This window comes from Rhizobium aureum (assembly GCF_030182495.1).
Lineage (GTDB): Bacteria > Pseudomonadota > Alphaproteobacteria > Rhizobiales > Rhizobiaceae > Rhizobium > Rhizobium tropici_C.
This window is the reverse complement of record NZ_JAQJCI010000008.1, coordinates 181808-208790: the sequence shown is the minus strand read 5'-3', so window position 1 is coordinate 208790 and position 26983 is coordinate 181808. Positions and strand designations below refer to the sequence as shown.

Sequence of the window (26983 nt, the reverse complement as noted above, 5' to 3'; positions counted from 1 at the left end):
GGAATGAACGCCTGTACGGCTTGCCGCTTTAGAGAGTGTGCGGTTTTCGAAATATGGAGAGAAATATGGATGCTTCCGTGGCATTGAGGGGCGAAAAGGCGGCGGAGCGATCATTTGATTTGCGCCTGCCGGCAGCGGGGTTCGCAAGCCATGCACGCGCTTGTGTTCAGCCCCTCATCGTGTCGCCGGGGCAGCTATCCGGCAGTTTCCGCGTCGAGCAAGATGGCCTTGAGGTCGCCTCGGGCTTTCTCTCGAGGCCCGCCGCCAATCTGTTGGTCTTTGACACCATATCTTCAGCCGCTTCGCCTGCTTCCGGTGAGGATATCATCAACGCCGTCTTGGAAGCTATTCTCATATGCAATCCGCACCTGGTTTGCTTCGAGATCGAGCTTGCGGACGGCGGCCTTGCGAAGCGCCTCACAGAAGCGGGCGCGATCGAGCGTCGCGGCGATCGCTTGATCGTGCGCCCCGAATCTTTCTTTCAGCAGGCAAGACCCTGGATTGGAAGCGGAGCCGCTGCCTATCCGGAAGTACCGGTCCTGACAAACAATGTCCTTCATCCGCAAAGGCCGCCGAAGCCCGTCGGTTCCGTATATAACCGCTTCATTCCCTGGCTGAACACGCAGCTTGGCTTCCATGTCGCCGATGTCGAGGCCGATCTTCCGCATTTCCATCGCTGGATGAACGACCCGAGGGTCGCCGCGATATGGGAAGATAGTGGTGATCTTTCCTATCACCGGGATTTCATCGCGGGCCGCCTTGCCGATCCGCGCACTCTGCCGCTGATCGGAACGTTTGGCGGTGTGCCCTTCGGTTACTTCGAACTCTATTGGGCGAAGGAAGACCGGATCGGACCGCATTACGACGCCGACGGCTATGACCGCGGCTGGCATGTGGCCATCGGCGAGGATGATTTCCGCGGAAAGGCCTTCGTCAGCGCCTGGCTGCCATCGCTGATGCATTACATGTTTCTCGCCGATCCGCGCACCCGGCGCATCGTCGGCGAGCCGATCCATCATCATGCTCAGCAGATCCGCAATCTCGACCGTTCGGGTTTTGCCAAGGTCAAGCACATCCAGTTCCCGCACAAGAAGGCGCTTCTGGTCATGCTTTTGCGCGAACGCTTCTTTATGGATCGGTTGCTGTCGCCCGATCTCACCGGCCTTTCCAGCGAGGATGGCCGGCCTGTTCTGGGTTCGCTGCCGCGAGATGCAGCGCGATGAAGGCAGCCGTCGATATGAACGATCCGCGCATCATGCGGCTCGTTCTGGCGGTCGCTTTGCCGGCGGTGGCGGGATTGGCCGCCAGCGCCGGCCATCATGCGATCAATGCGATCTTTCTCGGCGCGCTGGGACCGGATGTGCTGGCTGGCATCAGCCTGGTCATGCCGCTGTTCCTGCTTGTCGCGGCGGCTGGGCAGGGGCTTGGCATCGGACTTGCCACGCTTTTGGCGCGCCATCTCGGCGAAGGCGATCTGAAAGCCGCTTCCTCGGTTGCCACAACCGCGCTCGCGGCAACGATCCCGCTCGGCATAGCCCTCTCCATACCGATTTATCTCGGGCTGCCCGATTTCGTCGGTGCACTCGGCCCAAGCGACAATCTTCTTGCCCCGGGGCTGGACTATGGGCGGCTGCTCGCCTTCGGCGTAACGCTCGGGCTTTCGCAGGCAGTCTGCGATTTCATCGCGATTGCCGAAGGCAATTCACGCTTCTCGATGATCGTGCTGATTGCCAGCTTCGCCCTGAACGCCGCCCTGGATCCAATTTTCATTTTCCTCTTCAAGCTTGGTGCCTCCGGCGCGGCACTGGCGACCGTCGTTTCGTCCATTGCTGCACTCGCCTGCTATCTTGTCTACTTTGCCCGCAAGTGGGGAACGGTTGGCATCACCGCCGGCCTGATACGTTGGCAGCTGTTGCAGCCGATCGCGAGGATCGGCATTCCCGCCGCCGCCGCCAGCATCATGACCGGCTTTGGTTTTCTCGTCCTGATGCGGGAGGCCGCGGTTCAAGGCGGCGACACGGGTGTGGCCGCGACTGCGATCGCCATCCGCCTGATGACTCTGGGGCAGCTTCCGTTGTTCGGCTTCTGCCTGGGCGCCCAGGGTGTCGTCAGTCATGCCTTTGGCGCGGGCGATGCCGAGCGCCTGAAAGCTGTCATCCGGTTCATGCTGGCTGTGACGATACCGGTCGCATTGCTCTATTCCATCTTGCTGTTCCTGGCGGCGGAACCGATCGCACACCTGTTCACCGATAGTTTGCAGGTCGTCGAAGAGGCAGTGCCGTGGCTGCGAGCACTCTTTCCGGTCTTCCCGCTGGCAGCCTTTCAATCCGTACTGCTGGTGATGCTGCAATCGCGGGGCAGGGCCGGCTTGTCCGCCCTGGTCGGGCTCGCGCCGCAAGGCTATCTGCTAATCCCGCTTCTTCTTCTGCTGCCGCCTTGGATGGGTTTTGACGGTGTTTCCGCAGCACCTGCAGCCGCCGCCATCCTCGCCGCCGTTCTTGGCCTTTTCGTCGCCCGGCGGGAATGGCTCGCCATTCTGCCGGTGGATGTACCAAGCCTCGCCGGCCAATCGACACTTCAACCCTGACCCTAGAGGAATGCCATGAACGAGACGCCGAGATTCGATGCCTACAGACACGCCATTCCAGATGCGCTGATGCCGCCGCGCGACGATCCGTTCGACGCGGCAGTACCGCCGATCTACCAGACGTCGCTCTTTCTGTTCGATAGCTATAAGGAGCTGGAGGACGTGTTCGCCGGCCGTTCGAAGAAGCCGATCTATTCGCGCGGCGACAATCCGACCGTGCGGCTTCTGGAGCGCAAGATCGCCGAGATGGAAGGCGCGGAAGAGGCACGTGCCTTTTCGAGCGGCATGGGTGCAATTGCTGCCGCGGTTCTCGCTTTCGTCGGACCCGGCGACCGTATAGTCACCGTACGGCACGTTTATAGCGATGCCTTCCGCTTCTTCGAAAAGGTCCTGAAGCGCTTCGGCGTCGTCGTCGACTATGTCGACGGCACGGATACCGAGGCGATGATCGCAGCGCTTCGGGGCGCCAAGCTTGCCTATCTTGAAAACCCGACCTCGATGGTTTTCGAGCTGCAGGATCTGACCGCCATCGCGGAGGCGGCGCGCCGTCATGGCGTCGTGACCATGGTCGACAATTCCTGGGCAACGCCGCTCTACCAGAAGCCGCTCTCCGTCGGCATCGATATCGTCATCCACGCCGCCTCGAAATATCTTGGCGGACAGAGCGATACCGTGGCTGGTCTCGTCGTAGGCTCCAAGGTGCATATCGACCGGATCAACAGCGAAATTTACCCCTATACGGGTGCGAAGCTCGCTCCTTTCGAAGCGTGGCTTGTCCTGCGCAATCTCGAGACCCTGCCATTCCGCATGCGCCATCATCACGAAGCCGGTCTGGAGGTGGCATCCTGGCTGCAGGCGCAGGGGGACGTCACCAATGTCATGCATCCGGCACTCGGCGATCATCCCGGAAAGCGCACCTTCAGTGGTTTCGGGGCGTTGTTTTCCTTCGAGGTTTCCGAGCGTATCGACGTTGCCGATTTCGTCGACGCGCTACGCCTTATCCGCATCGGCGTCAGCTGGGGTGGGCCGGAAAGCCTGGTGGTGCCGGCAAAGGCAGCGCTCAGCATTTCGCCGGAGACCAATGTTTTCGCGCGCTTCGGCGTCAGCGACCGCACGATCCGCCTGAATGTCGGGCTGCACGCGGCAAAGGACGTCATTGCCGATCTCGAGCAGGCGCTTTTGGCAACGAGACGCTAGGCGGGCTCTTTACCTTGACATCGCAAGGCTGGTGGAGTGGCACTGCCGCTCCGCCCATATTATTATTCATTGTTGATCTATTCCCGCCCTGACCCGATCGAGACAAGATGACCATCCCTTCCAATGAAACGTTAAGCGCGCTTGCCGCCGAATATGGAACGCCGCTTTGGATCTACGACGCTGCCGCAATTCGCCGACGCATCGCGCAACTCTCCGCTTTTGACGTCATTCGCTTTGCGCAAAAGGCCTGTTCCAACATTCATATCCTGAAGGAAATGCGCAGGGAGGGTGTGCATGTCGATGCCGTCTCGCTCGGCGAGATCGAGCGGGCGATGCGGGCCGGCTTTGCTGCCGGCAGCGCCTCGGGCGCGGCGGAGCTGGTCTTCACCGCCGATGTCTTCGACAGGCCAACCCTTGATCGCGTCGTTGCCGACAAGGTCGAAGTGAATATCGGCTCCATCGACATGCTGCATCAGCTCGGCGAGCGCTCACCGGGCCATAGGGTCTGGCTGCGCATCAATCCCGGTTTCGGACATGGCCATAGCAAGAAGACCAATACCGGTGGCGAAAGCAGCAAGCACGGCATCTGGTTCGAGCAATTGCACGAGGCCGTGGCCCTGACGCGTCAATATTCCCTGACACTGGTCGGCCTGCATATGCATATCGGCTCCGGCGTCGATTACGGGCACCTGCAGCGTGTCTGCGGTGCGATGGTCGGCTTCTGTCGTGCGCTTGATGTCGATATCGAGGCGATCTCGGCCGGCGGTGGTCTTTCCGTGCCCTACAAAGAGGGTGAGGAGGAGATCGATCCCGCTCACTATTTCTCGCTCTGGGATGCGGCCCGCCGAGAGATCGAAACGCATTTCGGCCATCCGATCCGGCTGGAGATCGAGCCCGGGCGCTTCCTGACCGCGGATTCCGGCGTATTGCTGGCGGAAGTGAGGGCGGTGAAGATGATGGGCCGCAATCGCTTCGTGCTTGTTGATGCCGGCTTCAGCGACCTTGCCCGACCGGCCATGTATGGCAGCTATCACGAGATATCGGTGATCCCGGGCAAGGCACCTCGCAATGCTGCAGGCAAAATTTTCCCGACCGTCGTTGCCGGTCCCTTGTGCGAATCCGGCGATGTCTTCACGCAGACGGACACCGGCACGGTCGAGACCCGCGATCTCCCGGAAGCCCATGTCGGCGACTATCTCCTATTCCACGGCGCCGGCGCTTACGGGGCGACAATGTCATCGAACTACAACAGCCGCCTCTATGCACCCGAGGTGCTTATAGACGGCGCTGCCCACCGATTGATCCGTAGGCGGCAGAGGTTGGACGAGCTGTTGATGCTGGAGAAGGTATAGCGAGAGCCATGCCGTTGCCTTTAGGTGCCGTCAGAGGCCGCCTTGCAAGGCAATAGACCATCTTAGCATCCAAAGCTTTGCAAAGCGTCACCCTGCTATCCCCAAAACGGCGTTTAGCCGACGGATTTAATGACGCTTTGCCGCAATTAGATGTTCTTAAATCTGCACCTACCCGATCATGGACAGCGTAAAAAGCGCGAAAATGCTTAAGACGCCGAAGATTGGCAGAAGCGTTAGCATGATGCGACGAGCGAGCATTTTTTCGCGGGCAGTCATGAAGTTGCACTGAAGAGTTCCAACCTGTTTAATTTCTAGGAACATGTGGTCGCGTTCGAGCAAACGTTCGGATCGTCGCGGTTCCCAGCCCTGTCGTGGCCCGCACTGGACCCGCTGTCACCGATTCGACATTTCGAACTACGGATGAAAGCGACTGAATACCGGGCTGGAAGAACTACTTTTGGGTTGGTCCATTTCCTTGTCGCTTGATAGCGACAATGGCGAGCGAAGGTCATCCGACAAGAAACTCTGGTCGTCGGACTTTCTTTTGTGACTGCAGGGGCAATGCCTTGAGTATCTGCTCGCCAAATCGTACTTCAGCAGACTGTCGAAGCGTATGGGTTGCCGAGAAGCTGGCAAGGTGGCTACCGCCGCCACTTGAGAGATTTCAACACTTTATCAGATTGCTTTCGACGCGGGGCCAATCCACAGGATTATAGGCAACAATACGCAGGCGAGTATACGGTTTTTTGGCCTCTCGTATGACGATGTAATGACGGTGAAATTAGGTATTTGTCCCGCCGCCGCTTTTTTTCTAGACCCTTTGAGGCGCACCCCACGGATTCTTCGAGCGGAATGTCAACGGAGAGCTCGCCGAACTCGCCCTCAGGCATCAGTTCGCGCGACTGATCGGCACACTTGGGCTTTGCCGCCAAAAATGCCACCAGATTTTCGTGCGCTATCTCCAGTTCGTCAATCAATACGAGCGTGACGGCCTGTCGCTCGACCGCTGTGGTTTGATCCCATCATAGGTGACAATCCGCCTTCCGGTTGTCTGTTGGTAGCATTTTGCCACTGTAACGGCATCAACCACCGAGACACTTCCAGACGTGACTTGGCCGAAAAGCCTCGAAACTCGAAAATAGAGATCTGGTTTATTGGTCTAATGGATCAGAAAGAGAAGCGGCTTTTTCGAGCTATCATAGCCGATCGAGATGTTTTCAAGCTGATCCACAACGAAAGCCCGTTACACCATGGCGTTTCTTTTGATTCTGCCGTTATGTTCGCGCTCCGCATCGAAGCCATCGCGCACAGGTGCAAAGTCGATATCACTGCCCGCCGTAGCCTATTCAGTGCTTTTTCCTGCTTCAAGCTGAAAAGCTCATCGTCAAAGAGGCTCTTGGTATCGTAAAAAGCGTCCTGAGAGTGTTGATTGTGGACCATCCACCGAGCCAAATGTCATGAAGCGAAGCAGTGCTTTGTTGTCGTGAAACATTGGCGTCAACATCATTACGTCTGGAACGGTGAAAACCAGCCCACCAAGCAGCAGCATTTAGACCTCGATTATGGCCTTGATCACTCCCATCTCAGGCCGCAGCCACTCGTTGAACAACGTCGGCGCATCATCAAGCGAACCCCGATGCGTGTTCAATGCTTTCGTTGGCACCCGGCCGTTTTCCATTTGCTTCACGACCTCGGCGAAATCGTCCGGTTGCGCATTGCGGCTGGCGAAGAGGGTGGTTTCGCGTTTGTGGAATTCCGGGTCGGAGAAGGTTATGTCGTCGCGCACGACGCTGACGAGGACGTAGCGGCCACCGTGGGCGACGAAGCCGAAGCCGCGTTGCATGGCCTTGGTGTTGCCGGTTGCGTCGATGACGACGTCGAAGAAATCGCCGTCGGTGAGGCGTTTTGCATGGGCTTCGGCTTCGTCATTGGCAATGAGTGTCCGATCGGCGCCGAGCGCAGCGGTGGTGAAATCCAATCGGTCTTCGCGGACATCCATGACGGTGACGTCGGCGCCGCGTGCCTTAGCGAAGATGATGGCGGACATGCCGATCGGGCCTGAGCCGACGACGAGCACTCGGTCGGCGGCGGTGATGCCGCCACGCTTGACGCCATGGGCGCCGATCGCCAGGAACTCGATCATCGCAGCCTCCTCCAGCGAGGCCTTGCCGGCGGAGATGACATTCCGCTCGGGAACGCAGAGGAATTCGGTCATGCCGCCATCACGATGTACGCCAAGCACGGCGATGTTTTGGCAGGCATTGGTCACGCCGCGTCGGCAGGCAATGCATTTGCCGCAGGCAAGATAGGGAACGATATAGACATTTTCTCCCTTCTTGAGGCGGCTCGAACCATTTGCATCCTCCACCGTGCCGGATAGCTCATGCCCCATGACGCGCGGATATTCGAGAAAGGGATGCTTGCCCTGATAGATGTGGAAATCCGTGCCGCAAATGCCGACGCGTCTGATGCGCACCAGCACCTCGCCTTCGTCGGGCGTCGGAACATCGCGCTCGATCAGAGTGAGCCGGCCGGGTTCGTTGCAGATCAATGTCTTCATGGTAATGCACTCTCGAAAGGCTGGCGATGCCGGCCGCTGGTGTTAAATGTATGCTTGCCGACTTTCCCAAAACGGCGAGCCGACAGTCCTCGGTTCATTCATCATTGCTTCGCGGCGCCTGCGCCTATTTCGAGCGCTTGCCGCACCCTATGGCGCCGCTTCAATCGGGCTATAGCGGGCGGTGATTTCTTTAAGCACAGGCGCATCCAAGGGCTCGTCTGCCTTGTCCGCCCAGTCCAGGAAGGTGCGAATGCGGCGAGCCACTTTCTCGCCGTGGTGCTGAGCGATGTCGGCGATGCGATGGTCCAGAAAGGGATTGAGGAAGCGGTCGAGCGTTGTTGCCACATAGGCTTTCGCATCATCACCCAGGCCGTTTGCGGCAAAGCCGGGCAGCACTTCGTTCTGATAGAGCGCATCCAGCCTTGCGCGTATTTCCCTGTCGGCCAGTATGGCGCGCACCGTCTCGTCCGCCGGCCGGTTTTCGCGTTGCCAGATTTCGGCAAGGACGGTATGGCCGAGATTGAGGATATGCAGCTTCAGGCGCTCGTAGGGCTCAAGATCGTCGGTCAGCACGATGCTCGGATGATTGCATGGCAGGCGGACGCCCGGGGCGCGCTTGATTGCCCACAGCGCATAGGGTTCGGCAACGGCGCCGATCGGCTCTATCGGTTCGGAAACGATACGGTCGACCAGGGTCTCGGCAAAGGCGACATGCTCGTCGAGCCAGGTGAAGAACTCCGCCGGTAAAGCGTTGAGCTTGGCGCAGTCGATCACCGCCTGCTTCAGGATGCGGCCATTGCCTGTCACCAGCTCGCAGGGAAGAATGACCAGGGGGCGAGCCGATATCTGCCAGCGCTTGACAAGCAGCGCGGCTAGCTTGGCTGGGAAGGAGCGCGGCACCTGACGAGCCGCGCCGAAACCATCTTCCTCCGGCCATGTCTGGTAGCCGGTATCGCCGGTATTGGAGATGACGAATTCGGCTTCCTCGGCAAAGAGCTTCGATAATTCGTCCCAGTGTTCGAGGGCGGAGAGACCATGATCGACGCTGGTCACTTGCACGGTGCGATCGACGGGCTGCCCGCCCTCCATGCCGCGAATGATGACCGGATATCCTTCCGCATTGCCAAAGGCGCCGACGCGGCCGCTGCGGCTGCTGGCGCCGGAAACCTGAACGACGGTGATGGGGCCGACATCCTGGCCTGATTGTCTTGCCTCATGCACGAAGAATGCCGCATGGGCCTGCAGAAACCGGCTGGTGCCGAATTGAATGATCCGCGAGCTCACGCCAGGCTGCTCCTACCTTCGATGTTGATTGATAACGCTGGATGGGAGAGTGCCAATATTCACCAGTCCAGTCAGCGTTTGTTTTTTATCCATAGAAAACAGCTAGGCCATCAGTCGTCAAATGTTTTTTATATCGATAAGCAAATGACGGAACGTCGCCGTTTGAAGTGAGGGCGGCGCAGGCGGAATCCAGTCGCGGCTTGAGTTCGCGGCGGGAGATCGAGTGATCTATCTTCGCGGAATTCGAAATGGGCCGCCATAATCCAAGGCAATTTTCTTATGGAGTCACAAAAAAATGTCATAAAAACTGTGATTTTGTTATTTTTATTTGTTATGAATGCTGGCGCGGCAGGAGCGCTGGTTTGTTAATCCTTGGAGACGAGGTCGGGTATCGACGGCATTCTGTTTCTGTAACCGCTCACCGGCGTTGTCCGCGCGATTTTGACCGCCCATCAGGGCCAGGGGAGAATTGAATGGCACGTATCACCTTAAGGCAATTGCTCGATCACGCCGCTGAAAACGGCTACGGCGTTCCCGCTTTCAATATCAACAATATGGAACAGGCGCTCGCCATCATGGAAGCGGCCGATGGCGTCGATGCGCCGGTGATCATGCAGGCGTCGAGAGGTGCCAAGGCCTATGCCAACGACATCATGCTGAAGCACATAATGGATGCCGTCGTCGAGATCTATCCGCATATTCCCGTTTGCGTGCATCTCGATCACGGCAATGATCCTTCGAGCTGCATGACGGCGATCCAGGCTGGCTTCACGTCGGTGATGATGGATGGTTCGCTGAAGGCGGATGCCAAGACCCCGGCCGATTGGGACTATAATGTCGGCGTGACAAAGACGGTGACTGACATGGCGCATCTCGGTGGCATTTCCGTTGAGGGCGAGCTTGGCGTGCTCGGCTCGCTGGAGACCGGCATGGGCGAGGCTGAAGACGGTCATGGCGCCGAAGGCAAGCTCTCCCACGACCAGTTGCTCACCAACCCGGACGAGGCGGTCAAATTCGTGCGCGAGACCAAGGTCGATGCGCTGGCGATCGCCATGGGAACCTCGCATGGTGCCTATAAGTTCACGCGCAAGCCGGATGGCTCGGTGCTGGCGATGAACGTGATCGAGGAGATCCACCGCAAGCTGCCCAATACGCATCTCGTCATGCATGGTTCCTCCTCGGTTCCTGAGGAGTTGCAGGAGATCATCAACAGATATGGCGGCCGGATGAAGCCGACCTGGGGCGTGCCGGTCGAAGAAATCCAGCGCGGCATCAAGAACGGCGTGCGCAAGATCAACATCGACACCGATGGCCGCATGGCGATGACGGGCCAGATCCGCCGGGTGCTGCAGGAGGATCCAAGCGAGTTCGATCCCCGCAAATATATGAAGCCGGCCATGGCGGCGTTGACGAAGCTCTGCAAGGAGCGGTTCGAGCAGTTCGGAACAGCCGGACACGCCTTGCGCATCCGGCCGTTGACCGTCACCGAGATGGCCAGGCGCTACACGTCCGGCTCACTCGATCCGGTTTTCTCCTGAGCCAGATGATCAGCGCATAGCCGGGCCTGCCGCCCGGCGCACGCTGTCTTCGCTCAGCGTCTGGCCGTGGAATTTCGATAGCGATACAACGACATCGTCGATCTCCTTGGCCAGTCGCTGCGCATCCCACTGCAGGGCGGCTGCGGCGATCGCGCCGATTTCCCGTAAACCCTGGATGGTCAGCAGGCCCTCGATCGCCATGGTCGTGCGGCGGAAGACGATATCTGACAAATGAACGACCATCTCCTGCCGGGCGATCCAATCGATCTCGAGCGCGCTATGACGTTGCGCGCCGCTGATGCGCTGACTGTCGCTATAGGTTGAAGGATAGGCGAGGATTGCCGCTGCCGTCGTGCCGTATCGGCCGAGCAACTCATCCACTCTGCTTGCCTCGGCCCCGGTCTTTGCGGCGACCGATCGGATCCAGCTCGCCCGCTCATTGGAATTGACCGGAAAATCCCGGCCGCCGCCGATCGCAAGACGCTCCGTGGATGTCTTGCGGCCACGCTGAAGGCGTGCCAGCACGATATCGGCCACTTCCTCGGCAAAGCCGCGGAATGTGGTCCATTTGCCGCCGACCAGAGAGATGATGGGGAAGGGACGTCCGGCCTGCGGCTCGAAGACCGGTGCGGAGTGATCGCGGCTGATCAGGCCCGGCGAAGAGGCGTCCGAGGCGGGTAGGGGGCGGATACCGCTATAGCTGTAGGTCACTTGATCGCGGTCGAAGCGAAGGCTCGGAAGCAGCGACCTGACGCTGTCGAGGAAATAATCGATCTCCGGCTCTTCGCAGCGGACATTGTCGGGATCGTCGCAAGGGATGTCGGTCGATCCCACAAGCGCCTGGCCGAGATAGCCGTAGACAAGGCAGATACGGCCGTCATCGGCTTCGAAATAGATCATATGGCCGTTCAGGCTGCGCACCAGCTCCGGATGGTCGAGCAGGATATGCGATCCCTTGGTGCCGCCGATCAGATGGGCCGGTGCGCCGAGAGCGGCGTTGACGTGATCGATCCAGGGGCCTGCGGCATTGACGACGAGCTTCGGCTTGACCGAAAAAGCATAGCCGTCCGCGCGCTGGAAGGTCAGCACGCCATCGGCAGCAGAAACGAGCCGGGTCGAATTTGTCGCCAATGAAGCCTTGTTCGCCTCCAGTCCGTCGTTGACCAACTCATAGACCAGCCGTTCCGGCCGGCTGATCTTGGCGTCGTAATAGATGCCGCCCGCCACGATCTCGGGTGTCACATGCGGCATTTCCTTCAGCGCCCGGCGCTTTAAAAGGAACCGGTGGCGCGGCATGACACGGTTGCGCGAACCGAAGAAGTCATAGAGCGCAAGCCCGATCTTGATAAGCAAGGCACCACGGCTGCGCGGGGCGGTGGCCGAGCCCGTCAGCGTGCGGAGGGCTGCCCAGATGCCGCGTGTCCATGAGAAGATCGGCACGAAGGTCGGCAGTGCTTCGACGCAATGCGGCGCGTTCTTGAGCAGAAGGTTTCGCTCAAGCGCCGATTGCGCAACCAGGCCGAATTCGCCGGTTTCCAGATATTTCAGGCCACCATGGATCAGCCTGGATGGCGCTGCACTCGTTCCCGAGCCGAAATCTGATTTATCGACGATCAGGCAGTTTATGCCCTGCAGCGACAGATCGCGAAACAGGCCGGCACCGTTGACTCCGGCGCCGAGGATGACAACATCGACATCTCCGTCTTGAAGTTGAGAGAAGCGTTGTTTCAGATCGGCGGCCATATCGGTCATAACATCATTGTCCTGGTGAACTGCCGCGACAGATGCTGCCTGCGCGGTGCAATTTAGGTTTAGCCTTGGGAGTGCTGGGTTGCGAGATTGCCGATCCGCGGCCAGAGCGGTGTCATTGCTTCGGCGATGTCGCGAAAAAGCTCGTAACGGATACGATAATCGGCGCTACGGGCCGGGTCCGGGTGATAGGTCCTGGCGATTTTGCCGACATCGCGCGGATCGCTCTGCGGGGTAGCGTAGACACCGATACCGGCGCCGGCGCAAAGGGCAGCACCCCAGGCCGCAGCTTCATCGGTTTCCGTCACGGTGACGGGCATGGCGAAAATGTCGGCGAACATCTGTACGACCATCGGATTGCGTGACACGCCGCCCGCCAATCTTGCCTGATCGAAGGAAAAACCGTCACTTAAGGCATCGACGTGAATCTTGTGGTTGAAGGCGATGCCTTCGAGAACCGCTCGCAGCATGTCGCCGCGATCATGCCAGCCACCAAGTCCGAAGAAACTGGCGCTGGCATCGGCACCAAAGGGCGAGCCGAAGAGATAGGGGTGGAAGAGCGCGCTCGACGGCCGGTTGAACGCTGCCTCGATCTCGGGGCCGAGCACGGCGTGGATCGACTGGCCCGCTGCCTCGGCGCTTGCAATTTCGCTGGCACAGAGCTTGTCCAGGAACCATTCATAATTCGCCGATGACGCGGGCGAAATCGACATGTTGTTCCATTGCCCCGGCGCGATGGCGTTCCGGCAGAACCAGCGGCCGTCGACGCGCGGTTCTGAGGAAAGCGTTTCGTTGATCGAATAGGTGCCGGCTATGACGGCGACGACGCCGGCTGCGTAGCCGCCGGCCCCAAGCGCAGAGGCGGTGACATCATGCAGGCCGGCAACGACAGGCGTGCCTTCGGCAAGGCCCGTCCGCTTCGCGACGGCTTCGGTCACGTATCCTACAATTTCGTCGGATCGCGAGACAGGCGGCAAGGCGCCCGTCACCTCGGCAACGCCGAAGAGCTTCAGCGCATCCGGGGAATAATCCTGTGTCGAGACATTGGTGAAGGAGGTGCTTGCTTCGGTACGGTCGGTACCGGCAACGCCAGTCAGGCAAAAGCGGAGCCAGTCCTTGCAGCTTAGAATATGTCCTATCGCTGCGAATCGCTCAGGCTCATTGGCCCTGATACAGGCAAGCAGCGCCGATGGCGCCGAGACGTGTGGCATCTGGCCTGTGAGTGTCAGGGCTTCGTCGGCGAGCGGGCTTTTCAGCCATTGTTCCACGATTGATCCGGCGCGGCTGTCGAGAGAGAGGATGGCGCGTCCGAGCGGCTTTCTTGTCTTGTCCAGCAGATAGATGCCATCGCCATGAGCGGTGGCGGCAATCGCCTGAATATCGCTGGCAGGACGGTTGCTGAGCTTGATCGCCTCGGCAATGGCGTCGGCCGTCCGGGCCCAGAGTTCGTCCATGTCGCGTTCGACATGGCGGGCTTTCGGCATGAACTGGGTTACGCGGCGGCGGGCGACTGCAAGCGGCGTTCCATCGACGTCGAAGATGACGGCCTTGGTGACGGTCAAGCCGCTGTCAATTCCGAGCAGACTCGGCATTCTCGATACTCCTGATCGTGAACGATCCCTGGGCCGGCGGCATGGGCCGGATCGTCAGGATCGCTTCTCGTCGCCTTTGGCGACGACCACATTGATGTTCTTGTTGCGCATGCGCTCCAGGTGCGGGGCGGGTGTCTTCTCGTCGACGATGACGACATCGAATTCACTCAGATGTGCGAAACTATGCAGCGCCCGCCGTTCGAATTTCGTATGATCCATTAGCAAGATGCGCTTGGCGGCGCTGTCGAACATTGCGCGCTTGATATCGACGATCTCGGGTGACTGATGGAAAACGACATCGTCGATGATGGCTGACATCGAGATGAAGGTGACATCGGCTCGCAAACGATTGATCTCGTTGATCGTCATGCGGCCCATGAAGGCGTTGCACCAATTATAATATTGCCCCCCGAGCGCCAGAAGCGTCACGTCATGCATGTCCTTCAGGGCGTTCATCAGTGTCAGCGAATTGGTGATCGCCGTCAGCGGCACCTTGGTGGGCAGCAACGAAGCCATCTGCAGGACAGTGGTGGAATCGTCGAGAAAGACCGCCTGACCGGGCTCGATGAATTGCATTGCGGCAGCCGCGATCATCTTTTTTTCGCTGGCCTGCCGATTGGCGCGGTAGACGTCGCTGGATTCGATGAGGCTGGTGGCAGCGGCGGAAACGATGCCGCGCGTCTTTCGAAAAAGGCCCCGGCTGACCAGCTCGTCGACATCGCGATGCGCCGTCATCAGGCTGATGCCGAAGCGCTCGGTCAGATCCTCGATCCGCATGGAGCCTTCCGCCATCACGGCTTCGGCGATCATCTGGCGCCGGGCGATCTGACGGGAATGCCGGCTGTCGCTCGGCAGTTCATCTTGCAGGAATGATACGGGGCTTGTCTTATCTGTCACGTCGGCCTCTAGCGCTGAGCCTTGCGGATGTTCCTTGCCGCAGCGAATGCCATGCTATGGGAAAAGGCATAAAAAGCAATTCGCTGCTGGCAATTCTGCAAGTCCTGCCTGATGTTCTGGCAGAGTGTCGCCGATGGCGGTCAAAGGGTGGGAGCGCCGGCTTCCAGCGCCCCCGATCGCATTATTCGGACAGAACGAAGGGTGCCGTGTACTTGTCGACATTGTCCTTGGTGATCAGGATGCAGTCGAAGAGTTGCTTTTCGCTGGTGGCACCGGTCTTGCCGGTCTTGATGAAGCTATCGGCCTGCTTGACGGCTTCTGCCGAGAAAGTGGCGACCGGCTGCAGGACGGTGTACTGCAATTCACCGGCCTTGATGGCGGCAACAGCATCAGGCGAGCCGTCGAAGCCGCCGACCTTGACGTTGGCGAGCTTGCCGGCTTCCTTGAGTGCGGCAATCGCGCCGAGTGCCATTTCGTCATTGCCGGAGATTACGCCGGTGATGTCCGGATGCGCCTGCAGGATCGACTGCATCTTGTTGTGGCCCTGGGTGCGGTCCCAGTTGGCAACTTCCTTGGCAACCTTCTTCAGGTCGGGATACTGGGTCAGAACGGTTTCGTAGCCGTTCGAGCGGGTTGCGGCGTTGTTGTCCGAAGGAGCGCCGAAGAGTTCGGCGTAATTGCCCTTGTCGCCAACGGCTTCGACCCACTGCTGAGCGCCGATAGCGGCACCCTGGGCATTGTTGGAGACGAGCTGAGCCTTGGCGAGGCCTTCCTGGTTGATTTCAGCGTTGACCAGGAAAACCGGGATGCCGGCCGCAACGGCCTTCTTGACCGCGCCGACGGAGCCGTCGGCATTGGCGGGATCGAGAATGATGGCAACCGACTTGTTGGTGATTGCCGTATCGATCAGGTTGCTCTCGGTGTTGGTATCGCCCTTGTGAGCGCTAACCGTTGCCGTATAGCCGAGCTTTTCGGCGGTCGCCTTGGCGACATTGCCTTCCGTCAGCCAGTAGGGATTGGATGGATCGTTGACGATGACCGTCATCTGGCCGGCAGCCCATGCTGCTCCCGTCAGAAGCGGTGCCACGGCAACTGCTGCCATGACGGTACGCAAAGCTTTTTTGAACATTAGTCTCTCTCCCTTTTGATGAGCTCTGGTGATGCCGGCGAACCGGCGGTTCTCTCCCCGATCGGCACTCTTCACCGATCGGTGATAAGTTCGTGCGGGCGTCAGCCGGACTTGGTCCGGCGTCCGTACTGGATGCTGTTCATGAGCACGGCGAGCACGATGACCGCGCCGGTAAAGACTGTCTGCCAATAGGCCGACACGCCGATGATGACGAGGCCATCGGACAGGAAGCCGATGACGAAGGCGCCGAGCATGGTGCCGCGCACCGTGCCACGGCCGCCCGTCAAGGCGGCACCGCCGATGACGACGGCGGCGATCGCCGTCAGTTCGTAGGTGGTGCCGGCGGTTGGGCCGGCGGACGTCAGCTGCGAGGACAGGACAAGGCCGGCGATGGCCGCGCAGACGCCCGACAGGACATAGACGATGATCTTGACACGCTTGACCGGAACGCCGGAAAGATCGGCGGCGCGCTCATTGCCGCCGGAAGCGTAGAGCCAGCGGCCGAAGGCGGTGCGGCTGAGAACGAGACCGCAGATGATCGCAAGCACGGCAAGCACGATGACGCCGATCGGGATGCCGGCGAGGCGGTTGAAGCCAAGCCAGTCGAAGCCGGTATTGCCGAGTTCGGGACGGCCGCCGAGATTGTTGTAGGTGAGGCCGTTGGTCATCAGCAGTGCGATGCCGCGGGCGACATAGAGCACGCCGAGCGACGCGACGAAGGCCGGGACGCGCAGGTAAGCAATGAGCACGCCGTTGACGGCGCCGACCACCGCGCCTAGCGCGCAGGTCAGCACGACGACGGCCCAAACCGGGGGATAGAGAATGACGCCGAAACTAGACAGCGTGACACCTTGCATCAGGAAACCGGCGATACAGCCGGCAAGACCAAGGGTCGAGCCGACCGAAAGGTCGATGCCGCCGTTGAGGATGACGAGCAGCATGCCGATGGCGAGGATGCCGAAGATCGCGACATGTGAGGCCATCGTCAGGAAATTGCTGAGCGAGAAGTAATAGGGCGACAGGAAGGAGAAGACCGCGATGATGACGATCAGCGCGAAGAAGGCGCGCCCTTCCAGGATCAGCCGCACGAGACTGAAATTCCGCCGCTGTCCGTTCGAAATTGGTTTCTTTTCTGTGATGTTCGTGACTGACATAATCAGTGCTCCATGAATGCGGCTAGTGCGCGACCACTGCTTCGCCGGAGGCGGCCATGATCTTCTCTTTGGTGACGTCGGGTCCGAATTCGGCGGAAATCTTGCCGCGGTGCATCACGATGATGCGGTGGGCGATGCTCAGGCATTCGGCGACTTCCGACGTCGAATAGATCACTGCGAGACCTTCCTTGGCGCGCTCGGCAAGCAGCTTGAAGACTTCGGCCTTCGCGCCGATGTCGATGCCGCGGCTCGGCTCGTCGAGCAGGATCACTCTCGGCTTGGTCGCCAGCATCTTGCCGATGACGACCTTCTGCTGGTTGCCGCCGGACAGAGAACCGATTGCGGCCTCGCCGCCATCGGTCTTGATGTGCACCTTGCGGATGGAGTCGTTCACCAGCGACCGCTCGCGGCCGCCCGAGGTGAAAAGACCCTTGGTGAAAGCGCCGATGCTGGCAAGCGACAGGTTCGAGCCGACGGTCATCGTCTGCACGAGGCCGTCGCGCTGCCGGTCTTCCGGCACCAGCACCAGGCCTTGCGCGATGCGGCCGGCGATGCTGAGACCGCCGACGTCGGTATTGCCGAGCAGCACACGACCGCCGCTCGATCGCAGGCGTCCCGCCACGCATTCCAGCAGTTCGGTGCGCCCGGCGCCCATCAGCCCGTAGATGCAGACGATCTCGCCTGCGCGGACTGCAAGCGACATGCGGTCGACGGCGTTGTAGGCAGCACCCGAAGGGCCTGGCACGGTGAGATTGTCGATCGTCAGCGCCACATCGCCTATTTTGTGGCCGGTCGGCGGGCTGCCGAGGTCGAAGTTGTCGCCGACCATGTTGCGCACGATCCATTCGAGATCGATGTCCTTGCGCTCGGCATAGGCCGTCATATTACCGTCGCGCAGCACGACGGCATGGTGTGTGATCTGCAGCGCCTCTTCCAGGTGATGCGAGATATAGACGATCGAGACGCCACGGTTCGTCAGGTCGCGAATGACCTTGAAGAGGACTTCGACTTCGCTGGCGCTCAATGCCGAGGTGGGCTCGTCCATGATCAGGATGCGGGAATTGACCGATAGCGCCCGCGCGATCTCGACGATCTGCTGCTGGCCGAGGCGAAGATCCTCGACCGGTGTCATCGGATCGATGTTTTCTTCCAGCTCCTCCATGAGCGCCCGGGTCTGGCGCTCTTCCTCGGCAAAATCGACCACGCCGTTCTTCATGATCTCACGACCCATGAAGATGTTGTCGCGGACACTGAGATTGGGTGCCAGGCTCAATTCCTGGTGGATGATGGAAATGCCGCAGGCGCGCGCATGCGTCGATGACGCAAAGCTGATCGGGTGGCCATCGAGGATGATATCTCCCGAGGTCGGCTGGATGACGCCGGACAGGATCTTCATCAGCGTCGATTTGCCGGCGCCGTTCTCGCCGAAGAGCGTGGTCACTTCGCCGCGGCGAATGTCGAAATTGACGCCCTTCAGCGCATGGACGCTGCCATAGGATTTCGCGACGTTGCGGGCGGCGAGAACGACTTCGCCGGTGGTTGCGCCATTGTGCTGGACCTGGCTCATTTCACGTCGACCTTTACCGGGGTGACGAGCCAGTTCTTCGGATTGATGAGCTTGAAAACGCCGATGACAGTTGCCGTCTTACCCGTGAGCTTTTCGGGGTCCAGGCTGCCGAGGGTCGCCTTCTTCATCTCGTTGTTGATGGCGGAACCGGCGTCCTGATATTCGATCTGGTTGGTGAATTGCCCGAATTCGATCTTGCCCGTGGCATCGCGAAGATCGGTGCCATTGATCGCGGGGCCTGTTTGTACCCGGATGGTGACACCGTCAGGCAGGCCGTCGACCTTGAACTCGTTGAGATTGGCCTTGCGCTCGCCAAAGGTGCCGGTCAGAGAAACGGGAAGAACGGGTCCGGTGGTGGTGGCAACGCCGTATTTTGTGCCGGCCGCCTTCTTGTCGGCCAGAACTGCATTGGCGAGCGTCACGGCATCGACGGCGCGCTTCTCGACATCCGCCTGCACCTTCGGGAATTCGGCAGCGCCATAAGTCTCTGGCTGGAAACCTTGTTCGCGTACGTCATGTTCGGAGCCGATCTTGACGACTTTGGTATCGGCCGCGATGGCGCCGAGCACGATTGCCACGGCGGCGACACCAGCCGCGATTTTGAACTTGGAGCCCGCCTGTTTGGCGGTTGCGTATTGAATCTGCGTATTCATGTTCAAACGACCTTCGGCATATCAGCCGGATTGCCTGATGGAGAGGGGAAAAAGGCGCCGTGATCCGGTTAGCGGAAGCCGCGCCTCGGATTCGGGGCTTGTAGGTGCTCCGTTCGGCTTGCGCTGTCGGAATGGAAATTCAACATCAGGAGCCTCCTCAGCATGCGGGCAGCTGTCTCCTCCAGTTACCCAATTCAGCTTCACAAGCATCGCATGTATGCGACAATTGTGATATAAGTATGTTAATAACTTCGTTTTGTATGTTATAAATTCCCAGACCTGTCAACTGTGGTTTGGCATGTTGTATCTGTCATGCGCCTTCCTGCACTCCAATGTTTTCTTTCTCAGATGAACCGCAACTTCCGCTTGGCGTGCGCTATTCAAGGCTTTTATCGCGGGATTTCTCAGATCGAATTCCTGTAAAGAAATTTTGCTAACTATGTGATTATAAAAATCATAATGGAACCTCATCCGTGATGATTCGGTAAAAGCCCTGTCGTCGCCTGTCGATTGCCGGCGTGCGAATTTCCTCCCATTCGCGGTTCTTGCTGTAGGCGCTTGTGGAATTGACAGCGCTCATTTTATATGAAAAAAATTACAAGACCAGAAAAATTTTACTGATGCAGTGATATCTTTGTGTTATAAGATATGCGTTGTCCGATGGATCGCCATTGCGTCGGATGCGGGTGCTCGGAGTGTCGAGTGTGCAGAATGGCCGTTCACGCTGCTCCCGTGGGCTTGGACGTGGCGGCGATGCGCGCGAGTTGGCAGAGCTGTGCTCGTGATCGTGTGGGAGGAATGAAGATGTTCGTGATGTACGCCAAAGTCCCTATCGTGGGGCGCATGATGGTGGAGCCGGCGCGCAATGCCTAAGGGTGACGGGATCATCATCGGCATCGATGCAGGTACCTCCGTTCTGAAGGCGGTTGCCTTCGAATTGTCCGGCAAGCAGATCGCTTCCGCGTCGGTGCGAAATCGCTATGCGACGGGGGAAGACGGTTCGGTCACGCAGTCGCTCGACCAAACATGGTCGGATTGCGTCAGTGCGTTGCGCGGCCTTGGCGAGAAGGTCGAGCATCTTGCCGCCCGAACGGCCGCGATCGCGGTCACAGGCCAGGGTGACGGAACATGGCTTGTGGGTTCCTGCAATGCTCCGGTCGGCGATGCCTGGCTATGGCTCGATGCGCGGGCCGCATCGACGGTGACGCGGCTGAGCGCCATGGCTGGCAACCGCGCGCGTTTCGAGGCGACCGGCACGGGTCTCAATACCTGCCAGCAAGGTGCGCAGCTCGCCCATATGGACCGTTTCATGCCCGAGCTGCTCGATCGGGCTGAAACCGCCTTGCACTGCAAGGACTGGCTCTATCTGAACCTCACCGGCGTACGGGCGACCGATCCGTCTGAGGCGAGTTTCACCTTTGGTAATTTCCGCAATCGCCAGTATGATCCTGTTGTCATCGATGCGCTCGGGCTCGCCCGCCGGCGTTTTCTTCTGCCCGATATTCTCGATGGAACAGAGATTAGTCATCCCCTGACGGAGGTGGCGGCCAAGGCTGCCGGGCTGCTTGCCGGAACGCCGGTCTGCCTCGGCTATGTCGATATGGTCATGACCGCGCTCGGCGCCGGCATTCGCACCGGCGGCCTGAATGCGGCCTGCTCGACGATCGGATCGACGGGCGTGCATATGCGCGCCAAGGCCGTGCGCGATGTTCAGCTCAACGACGAGGGTACCGGCTACGTGATCGCCCTGCCGATTCCCGGTATCGTCACGCAGGTCCAGACCAATATGGGTGCGACCATCAATATCGACTGGATCCTGGAGATCGCAGCCGATCTGATGTCCGCGGGCGGCAACAAGGTCTCCTATTCGGATCTCATTCCACGCATCGATGCCTGGTTTGCCGAGGCACGTCCGACGAACCTTCTCTATCACCCCTATATTTCCGAGGCGGGCGAGCGCGGTCCCTTCGTCAATGCGCATGCGCGCGCCGGCTTCACCGGGCTTTCGACGCGGCATGGCTTTGCCGACATGCTGAGGGCCGTGGTCGAAGGGCTCGGTATGGCAACGCGAGACTGTTACACCGCTATGGGCGACATGCCCTCAGAACTGCGCATCACCGGAGGAGCCGCGCGTTCGCATGCGCTGCGCGGTTCGCTCTCTGCCGCCGTCAAGGCGCCGGTGCGTATTTCGGACCGGGAAGAGGCGGGTGCGGCCGGTGTCGCGATGATGGCCGCCGTCGCCATCGGCGCCTATCAGGACATGGATAGCTGCATTGCCGATTGGGTGACGCCGTTGCTCGGGGCGGCAGAGGCGCCGGATCCGGAAAACGTTGAGCGCTACGACCGTTTGTTCGATGCCTACAAGGACGTGCGGCAGGCGATTGCGCCTGCCTGGGACAAGCTGGCCGAGCGCTAGCCTCGTTGCCGGCCGGCGAGAGCGTCGCCCAGGAAGATTGATTTGATGATGCCCGGAACATTCGAACAAGGGCATTCGAACGAGGGTATCCGAAGGAGCATGACATGATGGAACCGGAAATCTTTGATCTTTTCGTGATCGGTGGAGGCATCAATGGTGCCGGCATCGCCCGCGACGCGGCCGGCCGGGGTCTTTCGGTTGTCATGTGCGAGAAGGGCGATCTGGCAGAGGGCACCTCTTCGCGCTCCGGCAAGCTGGTGCATGGCGGCCTGCGCTACCTTGAATATTACGAATTCCGTCTGGTGCGCGAAGCGTTGATCGAACGCGAAGTGCTGTTGAGCTCGGCAAGCCATATCATCTGGCCGATGCGCTTCGTGCTGCCGCACAGCCCGACGGATCGTCCGGCCTGGCTCGTTCGCCTCGGCCTGTTCCTCTACGATCATCTCGGTGGCCGCAAGAAGCTGCCGGGCACGCGGTCGCTCGATCTTCATCGCGATCCGGAAGGCGCTCCGATCCTCGACCAATATTCGAAGGGTTTCGAATATTCCGACTGTTGGGTCGATGATGCCCGGCTCGTCGTTCTCAACGCTCTCGATGCCTCCGCCAAGGGCGCACAGATCCTGACGCGCACAGCTTGCGTCAGCGCGCGACGCGATCAGGGCAACTGGGTCGTCCAGACGCGCGACCAGCGTTCCGGCGAAGTGCGGACCGTTCGCGCCCGTGTGCTGGTGAATGCCGCCGGCCCCTGGGTCAATGACGTTATCGGCCGTGTCGTCGGCTCAAACAGCCAGCGCAGCGTCCGGCTCGTCAAGGGCAGCCACATCATCGTCCCGAAATTCTGGGCTGGCCAGCAGGCCTATCTCGTCCAGAACCACGACAAGCGCGTCATCTTCATCAACCCCTATGAAGGTGACAAGGCGCTGATCGGCACGACGGATATTCCCTATGACGGCAAGCCGGAAGAAGTAACGGCCGACGAGAAGGAAATCGATTACCTGATCACGGCGGTCAATCGCTACTTCAAGGAGAAGCTGCGCAGGTCTGACGTGCTTGAAAGCTTCTCCGGCGTCCGCCCGCTGTTCGATGATGGCAAAGGCAACCCTTCGGCCGTGACGCGCGATTACGTCTTCGATCTCGACGAGACCGGCGGTGCGCCGCTCTTGAGCGTCTTCGGCGGCAAGATCACGACGTTCCGCAAGCTCTCGGAACACGCAATGCAGCGGCTTGCAAAATTCTTTCCGAAGATGGGCGGCGACTGGACGCGGGGCGCCACGCTTCCGGGCGGCGAAATCCCGAATGCCGATTACGTCGCCTTCGCCGATACGCTGCGGGCGGCCTATCCCTGGATGCCACGTGCGCTCGTCAATCACTACGGCCATCTCTATGGCGCCCGCAGCAGGCAGATCGTCGGCAGTGCCACGTCGCTGGCGGACCTCGGCAGGCATTTTGGCGGCAATCTCTATGAGGCCGAAGTCCGCTATCTCGTCGCTTCCGAATGGGCCCAGGCGCCCGACGACGTCCTGATGCGACGCACCAAGGAAGGTCTGCGCATGACGGCTGAGGAAAAGGCGGCTTTCGCCGCCTGGTTCGATGCCGAACTGGCGCTGGCCGCCTGAACCACCAGATCTTGCCGGAGAATACGCATGCCCTTGACGCTTTCACTCAACACCAACCCGCTTGTCAATCGCTTTGCCGAGCCGGCCGACCTGATCGAGACGGTTGCGCGTGACCTGCGCATCCGCGATCTGCAGCTGACGCACGAATTCATCAATCCGAGCTGGCAGGCGCCGGTCATTCGCCGCCTGACGCGCGATATGCAGGCGGCACTGAAGCGCACCGGCGTTCGCGTCACGTCGGGCATGACCGGCCCCTACGGCCGTCTCAATCATTTCGGCCATCCGGACAAGGATGTTCGCCGCTATTATATCGACTGGTTCAAGACCTTTGCCGATATCACTGCCGATCTCGGCGGTCATTCCGTCGGTACGCAGTTCGCGATCTTCACCTACAAGGATTATGACGATCCGGTCCGCCGCCAGGAATTGATCGAGATCGCGATCGATTGTTGGGGCGAGGTGGCCGAACACGCACGGGCTGCCGGCCTCTCCTACATCTTCTGGGAGCCGATGAGCATCGGCCGCGAATTCGGCGAGACGATCAATGCCTGCCTTTCCCTGCAGGACAGACTAACGAAGGCGCCGTTCGCCATTCCGATGTGGATGATGGCCGATATCGATCATGGCGATGTCACCTCGTCCAATCCCGACGATTATGATCCCTATGCCTGGGCGCGTGTCGTGCCGAAGGTGTCTCCGATCATTCACATCAAGCAGAGCCTGATGGATAAGGGCGGCCATCGCCCCTTCACTGCGGAATTCAATGCCAAGGGCCGCATCCAGCCGGAACCGCTGTTGAAGGCATTTGCCGAAGGTGGTGCCAAGGACAACGAAATCTGCCTGGAACTGTCGTTCAAGGAGCGTGAGCCCAACGATCGCCAGGTCATCTCGCAGATTGCCGAAAGCATCGCCTTTTGGGCGCCTCATATCGACACCGGTGCCGGCGACTTGCATATCTAGCTGCCGGAATGGCCGAGTCTCGATTCCACCTGAGCTTATCCTTGCGAGAGGACTGTGGATTCGGGGGCATGGTCAGATAAAAAGCAGGCGAGGGGCCATGCGTGACGAAATGAAAGGGAACGGTTGATGACGGATGCGGATGCTTCGCTCGCCGTGCGGGCGGCCTGGTTGCACTATGCCGGCGGGCTGACGCAGTCCGAGGTGGCAAAACGTCTCGGCGTTCCCTCGGTGAAAGCGCATCGCCTGATCGCGCGCGCGGTCGCCGAGGGCGTCGTCAAGGTGACGATCGACGGCGATATCGTCGAATGCGTCGAGCTTGAAACGCAGCTTTCGGCACGTTTCGGCCTGCAATATTGCGAGGTCGCGCCCGACCTCGGTGAAGAAGGCTTCGAGTTTCGCGCGCTCGGCCAGGCAGGAGCCGGCTTTCTGCGGCGCGAAATCGAGAGCGGCAACAACAAGGTCATCGGCCTCGGTCACGGGCGGACACTCTCTTCCGCGGTTCATCACCTGTCGCGCGTCAGTGGCAAGGATCTGCGTTTCGTCTCGCTGCTCGGTGGTCTGACCCGAAACTATGCGGCCAATCCCTATGACGTGATGCATCGCATCGCCGAAAAGACCGGCATGCAGTCGCATGTGATGCCGGTGCCTTTCTTCGCCAATACGCGCGAAGACCGTGACGTGCTGCTCGCCCAGCGCGGCGTCAAGGAAGTCTTCGATCTCGCAAACGGCGCCGATCTCAAGCTCGTCGGTCTCGGTACGGTCGATACAGACGCACAACTGGTCTTATCCGGCATGGTCGAGCCGAAGGAGATCAGGGAGATCACCGCGGCCGGCGGCGTCGGCGAAATTCTGGGTCATTTCTTCGATGTCGATGGCAAAATCCTCGAGACAACGCTGACGGCGCGCACGTTGTCCGCCTCCTTGCCGCGGACGAAGGGCGAGCGGCTGGTCGCATTGTCCGGTGGATTGCCCAAGGTCGAAGCCATTCGCGCCGTCCTCAAGAGCCGCTGTCTCTATGGGCTGATTACCGATGAGAAAACGGCGAAGGCGCTGCTGAAAGCCTGAGCCATTGCGATCTGCACGGAAACATAAAATCATCTCAACGTAACAAATAAAATGTTGAATTGTGAGATTTGGATGTTATATTTTCTCTAGTTCCTTTCGGACTGGTGGCCGGAGTGTAAAGTGAAACGGGAAGAGCGTCAGCAATCGATCATCAATCTGCTCATCGAGCACAAGACCGTCGATCTCGACGATCTGGCCGACCGCTTTACCGTGTCGAAGATGACGATCCATCGCGATCTCGATGATCTCGAGCAGGCCGGTGTGTTGCGCAAGGTTCGCGGCGGGGCGACCATCGATGCCGGGACACAGTTCGAAAGTGATTTTCGCTTCCGCGAGCGTCAAGGCCATGACGAAAAGCTGGCGATGGCGCGCGCAGCACTCGATCTTGTCGAGCCCGGCATGACCGTCATGATCAATGACGGCTCGATGGCGGCCGTTCTTGGCGAGATGCTGCTGCAGAAACGGCCGCTGACGCTGATCACCAACAACGCCGCGATCATAGACCGCATGAAGAACGAAAGCGGCATTACCCTGATCGCGCTCGGCGGCGTCTATTCCGCCAAGTTCAATGCCTTTCTCGGCGTCGTCACCGAGGAAGCACTGTCGCGCCTGCGGGCCGATATCGCCTTCCTGTCGACGCCGGCCGTTTCCGGCAGGCTCGCCTATCATATGGACGATAACGTCGTGCGCACGAAGCGGGCGATGATTGCGTCGGCGACCAGGAGCTGTCTGCTCGTCAGCCATCAGCGCATCGGGCACACGGCCCTGCATGTGATGGCCGACCTTACCGATTTCGACGCCGTGATTACCGATCACGCGCCGGACGACGCCATTCTCGCGCAATTCCGCCGGGACGGTATCACCCTCACCATTGCCTCGAACCAGGATATGACATGACAGACAAGCCTCGCTATTGGATCGGCACGAGCTGGAAGATGAACAAGACGCTGGCCGAGGCGCGTGCTTTCGCCGAGGCCCTGCGCGCTGCCGATACCTTGCGCGATGCCCGCATCCAGCGTTTCATCATTCCGCCGTTCACTGCGGTGCGTGAGGTCAAGTCGATCCTTTTGGGCAGCTCCGTCAAGGTCGGCGCCCAGAACATGCATTGGGCCGACCAGGGTGCATGGACGGGTGAGATTTCGCCGCTGATGTTGAACGATTGCAATCTCGACATCGTCGAACTCGGCCACTCCGAGCGTCGCGAGCATTTCGGCGAGACCAATGAGACCGTCGGATTGAAGACCGAGGCGGCCGTCCGTCATGGGTTGATCCCGCTCATCTGCATCGGCGAGACGCTGCAAGATCGCGAAAGCGGTCGTGCAACCGAGATCCTGAGCGAGCAGGTTATCGGCGCGCTATCGAAGCTCTCCGACGCCCAGAAGCAGGCTGAAATCCTGCTGGCCTATGAGCCGGTCTGGGCGATCGGCGAAAAGGGGATTCCGGCCGAACCCTCCTATGCCGATGCACGCCAGGCCGAGATCGTCGCGGTCGCGCAGGATATGCTCGGCCGCAAAATTCCGTGCCTCTACGGCGGATCGGTCAATCCGCAAAACTGCGAAGAACTCATATCCTGCCCGAACGTAGACGGGCTCTTCATCGGCCGCTCAGCCTGGAACGTCGAAGGCTATCTCGACATCCTCGCCAAGTGCGCCGCCAAACTCTGAGGA

General features: G+C 59.9%; 21 protein-coding genes. 11 read left to right on the top strand and 10 right to left on the bottom strand.

The annotated features are described in order from the left end of the window. The first annotated feature begins 65 nt into the window (after positions 1–65). The 4 genes from PH552_RS20100 (at position 66) to lysA (ending at position 5136) form a co-directional block, all read left to right on the top strand. Positions 66–1223, top strand: a complete 1158-nt coding sequence (locus PH552_RS20100) for a GNAT family N-acetyltransferase (protein ID WP_112345109.1) — start codon at positions 66–68, stop codon at positions 1221–1223. Further along, complete coding sequence (locus tag PH552_RS20095) at positions 1220–2587, top strand: MATE family efflux transporter (RefSeq protein ID WP_112345108.1); 1368 nt, start codon at positions 1220–1222, stop codon at positions 2585–2587. Before PH552_RS20100 ends, PH552_RS20095 begins: the two co-directional genes overlap by 4 nt. 15 nt (positions 2588–2602) lie before the next feature. Continuing rightward, the gene (locus tag PH552_RS20090; protein WP_112345107.1) at positions 2603–3784 is read left to right on the top strand and encodes a PLP-dependent transferase; all 1182 of its coding nucleotides are present in this window, start codon (positions 2603–2605) and stop codon (positions 3782–3784) included. 107 nt (positions 3785–3891) lie between these two features. Continuing rightward, positions 3892–5136, top strand: a complete 1245-nt coding sequence (lysA, locus tag PH552_RS20085) for a diaminopimelate decarboxylase (protein WP_112345106.1) — start codon at positions 3892–3894, stop codon at positions 5134–5136. Positions 5137–6520: 1384 nt separating this feature from the next. Here the strand turns inward: lysA and PH552_RS20080 are convergent. The 3 genes from PH552_RS20080 to PH552_RS20070 form a co-directional block, all read right to left on the bottom strand. Next, on the bottom strand, positions 6521–6685 hold the full coding sequence (locus tag PH552_RS20080) for a hypothetical protein (RefSeq protein ID WP_285166261.1): 165 nt from the start codon (positions 6683–6685) through the stop codon (positions 6521–6523). Continuing rightward, entirely contained in the window at positions 6686–7696 is a 1011-nt protein-coding gene (locus tag PH552_RS20075; RefSeq protein WP_112345104.1) for a zinc-binding alcohol dehydrogenase family protein, read from the bottom strand. 147 nt (positions 7697–7843) lie between these two features. Next, the gene (locus tag PH552_RS20070) at positions 7844–8980 is read right to left on the bottom strand and encodes a mannitol dehydrogenase family protein (protein WP_112345103.1); all 1137 of its coding nucleotides are present in this window, start codon (positions 8978–8980) and stop codon (positions 7844–7846) included. 473 nt (positions 8981–9453) lie between these two features. Between PH552_RS20070 and fba the strand changes: the two genes are divergently transcribed. Continuing rightward, positions 9454–10518: a class II fructose-bisphosphate aldolase gene (fba, locus tag PH552_RS20065; protein ID WP_285166259.1), complete on the top strand. Its 1065-nt coding sequence runs from the start codon at positions 9454–9456 to the stop codon at positions 10516–10518. Positions 10519–10527: 9 nt separating this feature from the next. Here the strand turns inward: fba and PH552_RS20060 are convergent, their stop codons facing one another. From PH552_RS20060 to PH552_RS20030, 7 genes are all read right to left on the bottom strand, one after another. Further along, positions 10528–12270 (bottom strand): glycerol-3-phosphate dehydrogenase/oxidase, encoded by a 1743-nt coding sequence (locus PH552_RS20060; RefSeq protein WP_112345101.1) that lies wholly within the window; start codon positions 12268–12270, stop codon positions 10528–10530. 59 nt (positions 12271–12329) lie between these two features. Continuing rightward, on the bottom strand, positions 12330–13859 hold the full coding sequence (locus tag PH552_RS20055) for an FGGY-family carbohydrate kinase (RefSeq protein ID WP_112345100.1): 1530 nt from the start codon (positions 13857–13859) through the stop codon (positions 12330–12332). A 54-nt stretch (positions 13860–13913) separates the two neighbouring features. Beyond that, positions 13914–14669 carry a DeoR/GlpR family DNA-binding transcription regulator gene (locus tag PH552_RS20050; protein ID WP_348628032.1) on the bottom strand — a complete coding sequence of 252 codons (756 nt, stop codon included), beginning with the start codon at positions 14667–14669 and terminating at the stop codon, positions 13914–13916. Positions 14670–14937: 268 nt separating this feature from the next. Beyond that, a complete protein-coding gene (locus PH552_RS20045; RefSeq protein ID WP_112345098.1) occupies positions 14938–15885 on the bottom strand; it encodes a D-ribose ABC transporter substrate-binding protein in 948 nt (315 codons plus the stop codon). Positions 15886–15986: 101 nt separating this feature from the next. Beyond that, entirely contained in the window at positions 15987–17039 is a 1053-nt protein-coding gene (locus PH552_RS20040; protein ID WP_112345097.1) for an ABC transporter permease, read from the bottom strand. Between the two features lie 22 nt (positions 17040–17061). Further along, the gene (locus tag PH552_RS20035) at positions 17062–18606 is read right to left on the bottom strand and encodes a sugar ABC transporter ATP-binding protein (protein WP_285166258.1); all 1545 of its coding nucleotides are present in this window, start codon (positions 18604–18606) and stop codon (positions 17062–17064) included. Beyond that, positions 18603–19259 carry a DUF2291 domain-containing protein gene (locus PH552_RS20030; RefSeq protein WP_112345095.1) on the bottom strand — a complete coding sequence of 219 codons (657 nt, stop codon included), beginning with the start codon at positions 19257–19259 and terminating at the stop codon, positions 18603–18605. Before PH552_RS20030 ends, PH552_RS20035 begins: the two co-directional genes overlap by 4 nt. Positions 19260–20124: 865 nt before the next feature. Between PH552_RS20030 and PH552_RS20025 the strand changes: the two genes are divergently transcribed. The 6 genes from PH552_RS20025 (at position 20125) to PH552_RS20000 (ending at position 26980) form a co-directional block, all read left to right on the top strand. Next, the gene (locus PH552_RS20025) at positions 20125–21675 is read left to right on the top strand and encodes an FGGY-family carbohydrate kinase (protein WP_112345094.1); all 1551 of its coding nucleotides are present in this window, start codon (positions 20125–20127) and stop codon (positions 21673–21675) included. A 104-nt stretch (positions 21676–21779) separates the two neighbouring features. Continuing rightward, positions 21780–23291 (top strand): glycerol-3-phosphate dehydrogenase, encoded by a 1512-nt coding sequence (locus PH552_RS20020; RefSeq protein ID WP_112345093.1) that lies wholly within the window; start codon positions 21780–21782, stop codon positions 23289–23291. Positions 23292–23318: 27 nt separating this feature from the next. Then, entirely contained in the window at positions 23319–24251 is a 933-nt protein-coding gene (locus PH552_RS20015) for a sugar phosphate isomerase/epimerase family protein (RefSeq protein WP_112345092.1), read from the top strand. 126 nt (positions 24252–24377) lie between these two features. After that, positions 24378–25316: a sugar-binding transcriptional regulator gene (locus PH552_RS20010; protein ID WP_112345091.1), complete on the top strand. Its 939-nt coding sequence runs from the start codon at positions 24378–24380 to the stop codon at positions 25314–25316. A 120-nt stretch (positions 25317–25436) separates the two neighbouring features. Next, positions 25437–26213: a DeoR/GlpR family DNA-binding transcription regulator gene (locus PH552_RS20005; protein WP_112345090.1), complete on the top strand. Its 777-nt coding sequence runs from the start codon at positions 25437–25439 to the stop codon at positions 26211–26213. Further along, a complete protein-coding gene (locus PH552_RS20000) occupies positions 26210–26980 on the top strand; it encodes a triose-phosphate isomerase (RefSeq protein WP_112345089.1) in 771 nt (256 codons plus the stop codon). The genes PH552_RS20005 and PH552_RS20000 overlap by 4 nt, the downstream gene beginning before the upstream one ends. The last annotated feature ends 3 nt before the right edge of the window (positions 26981–26983 follow it).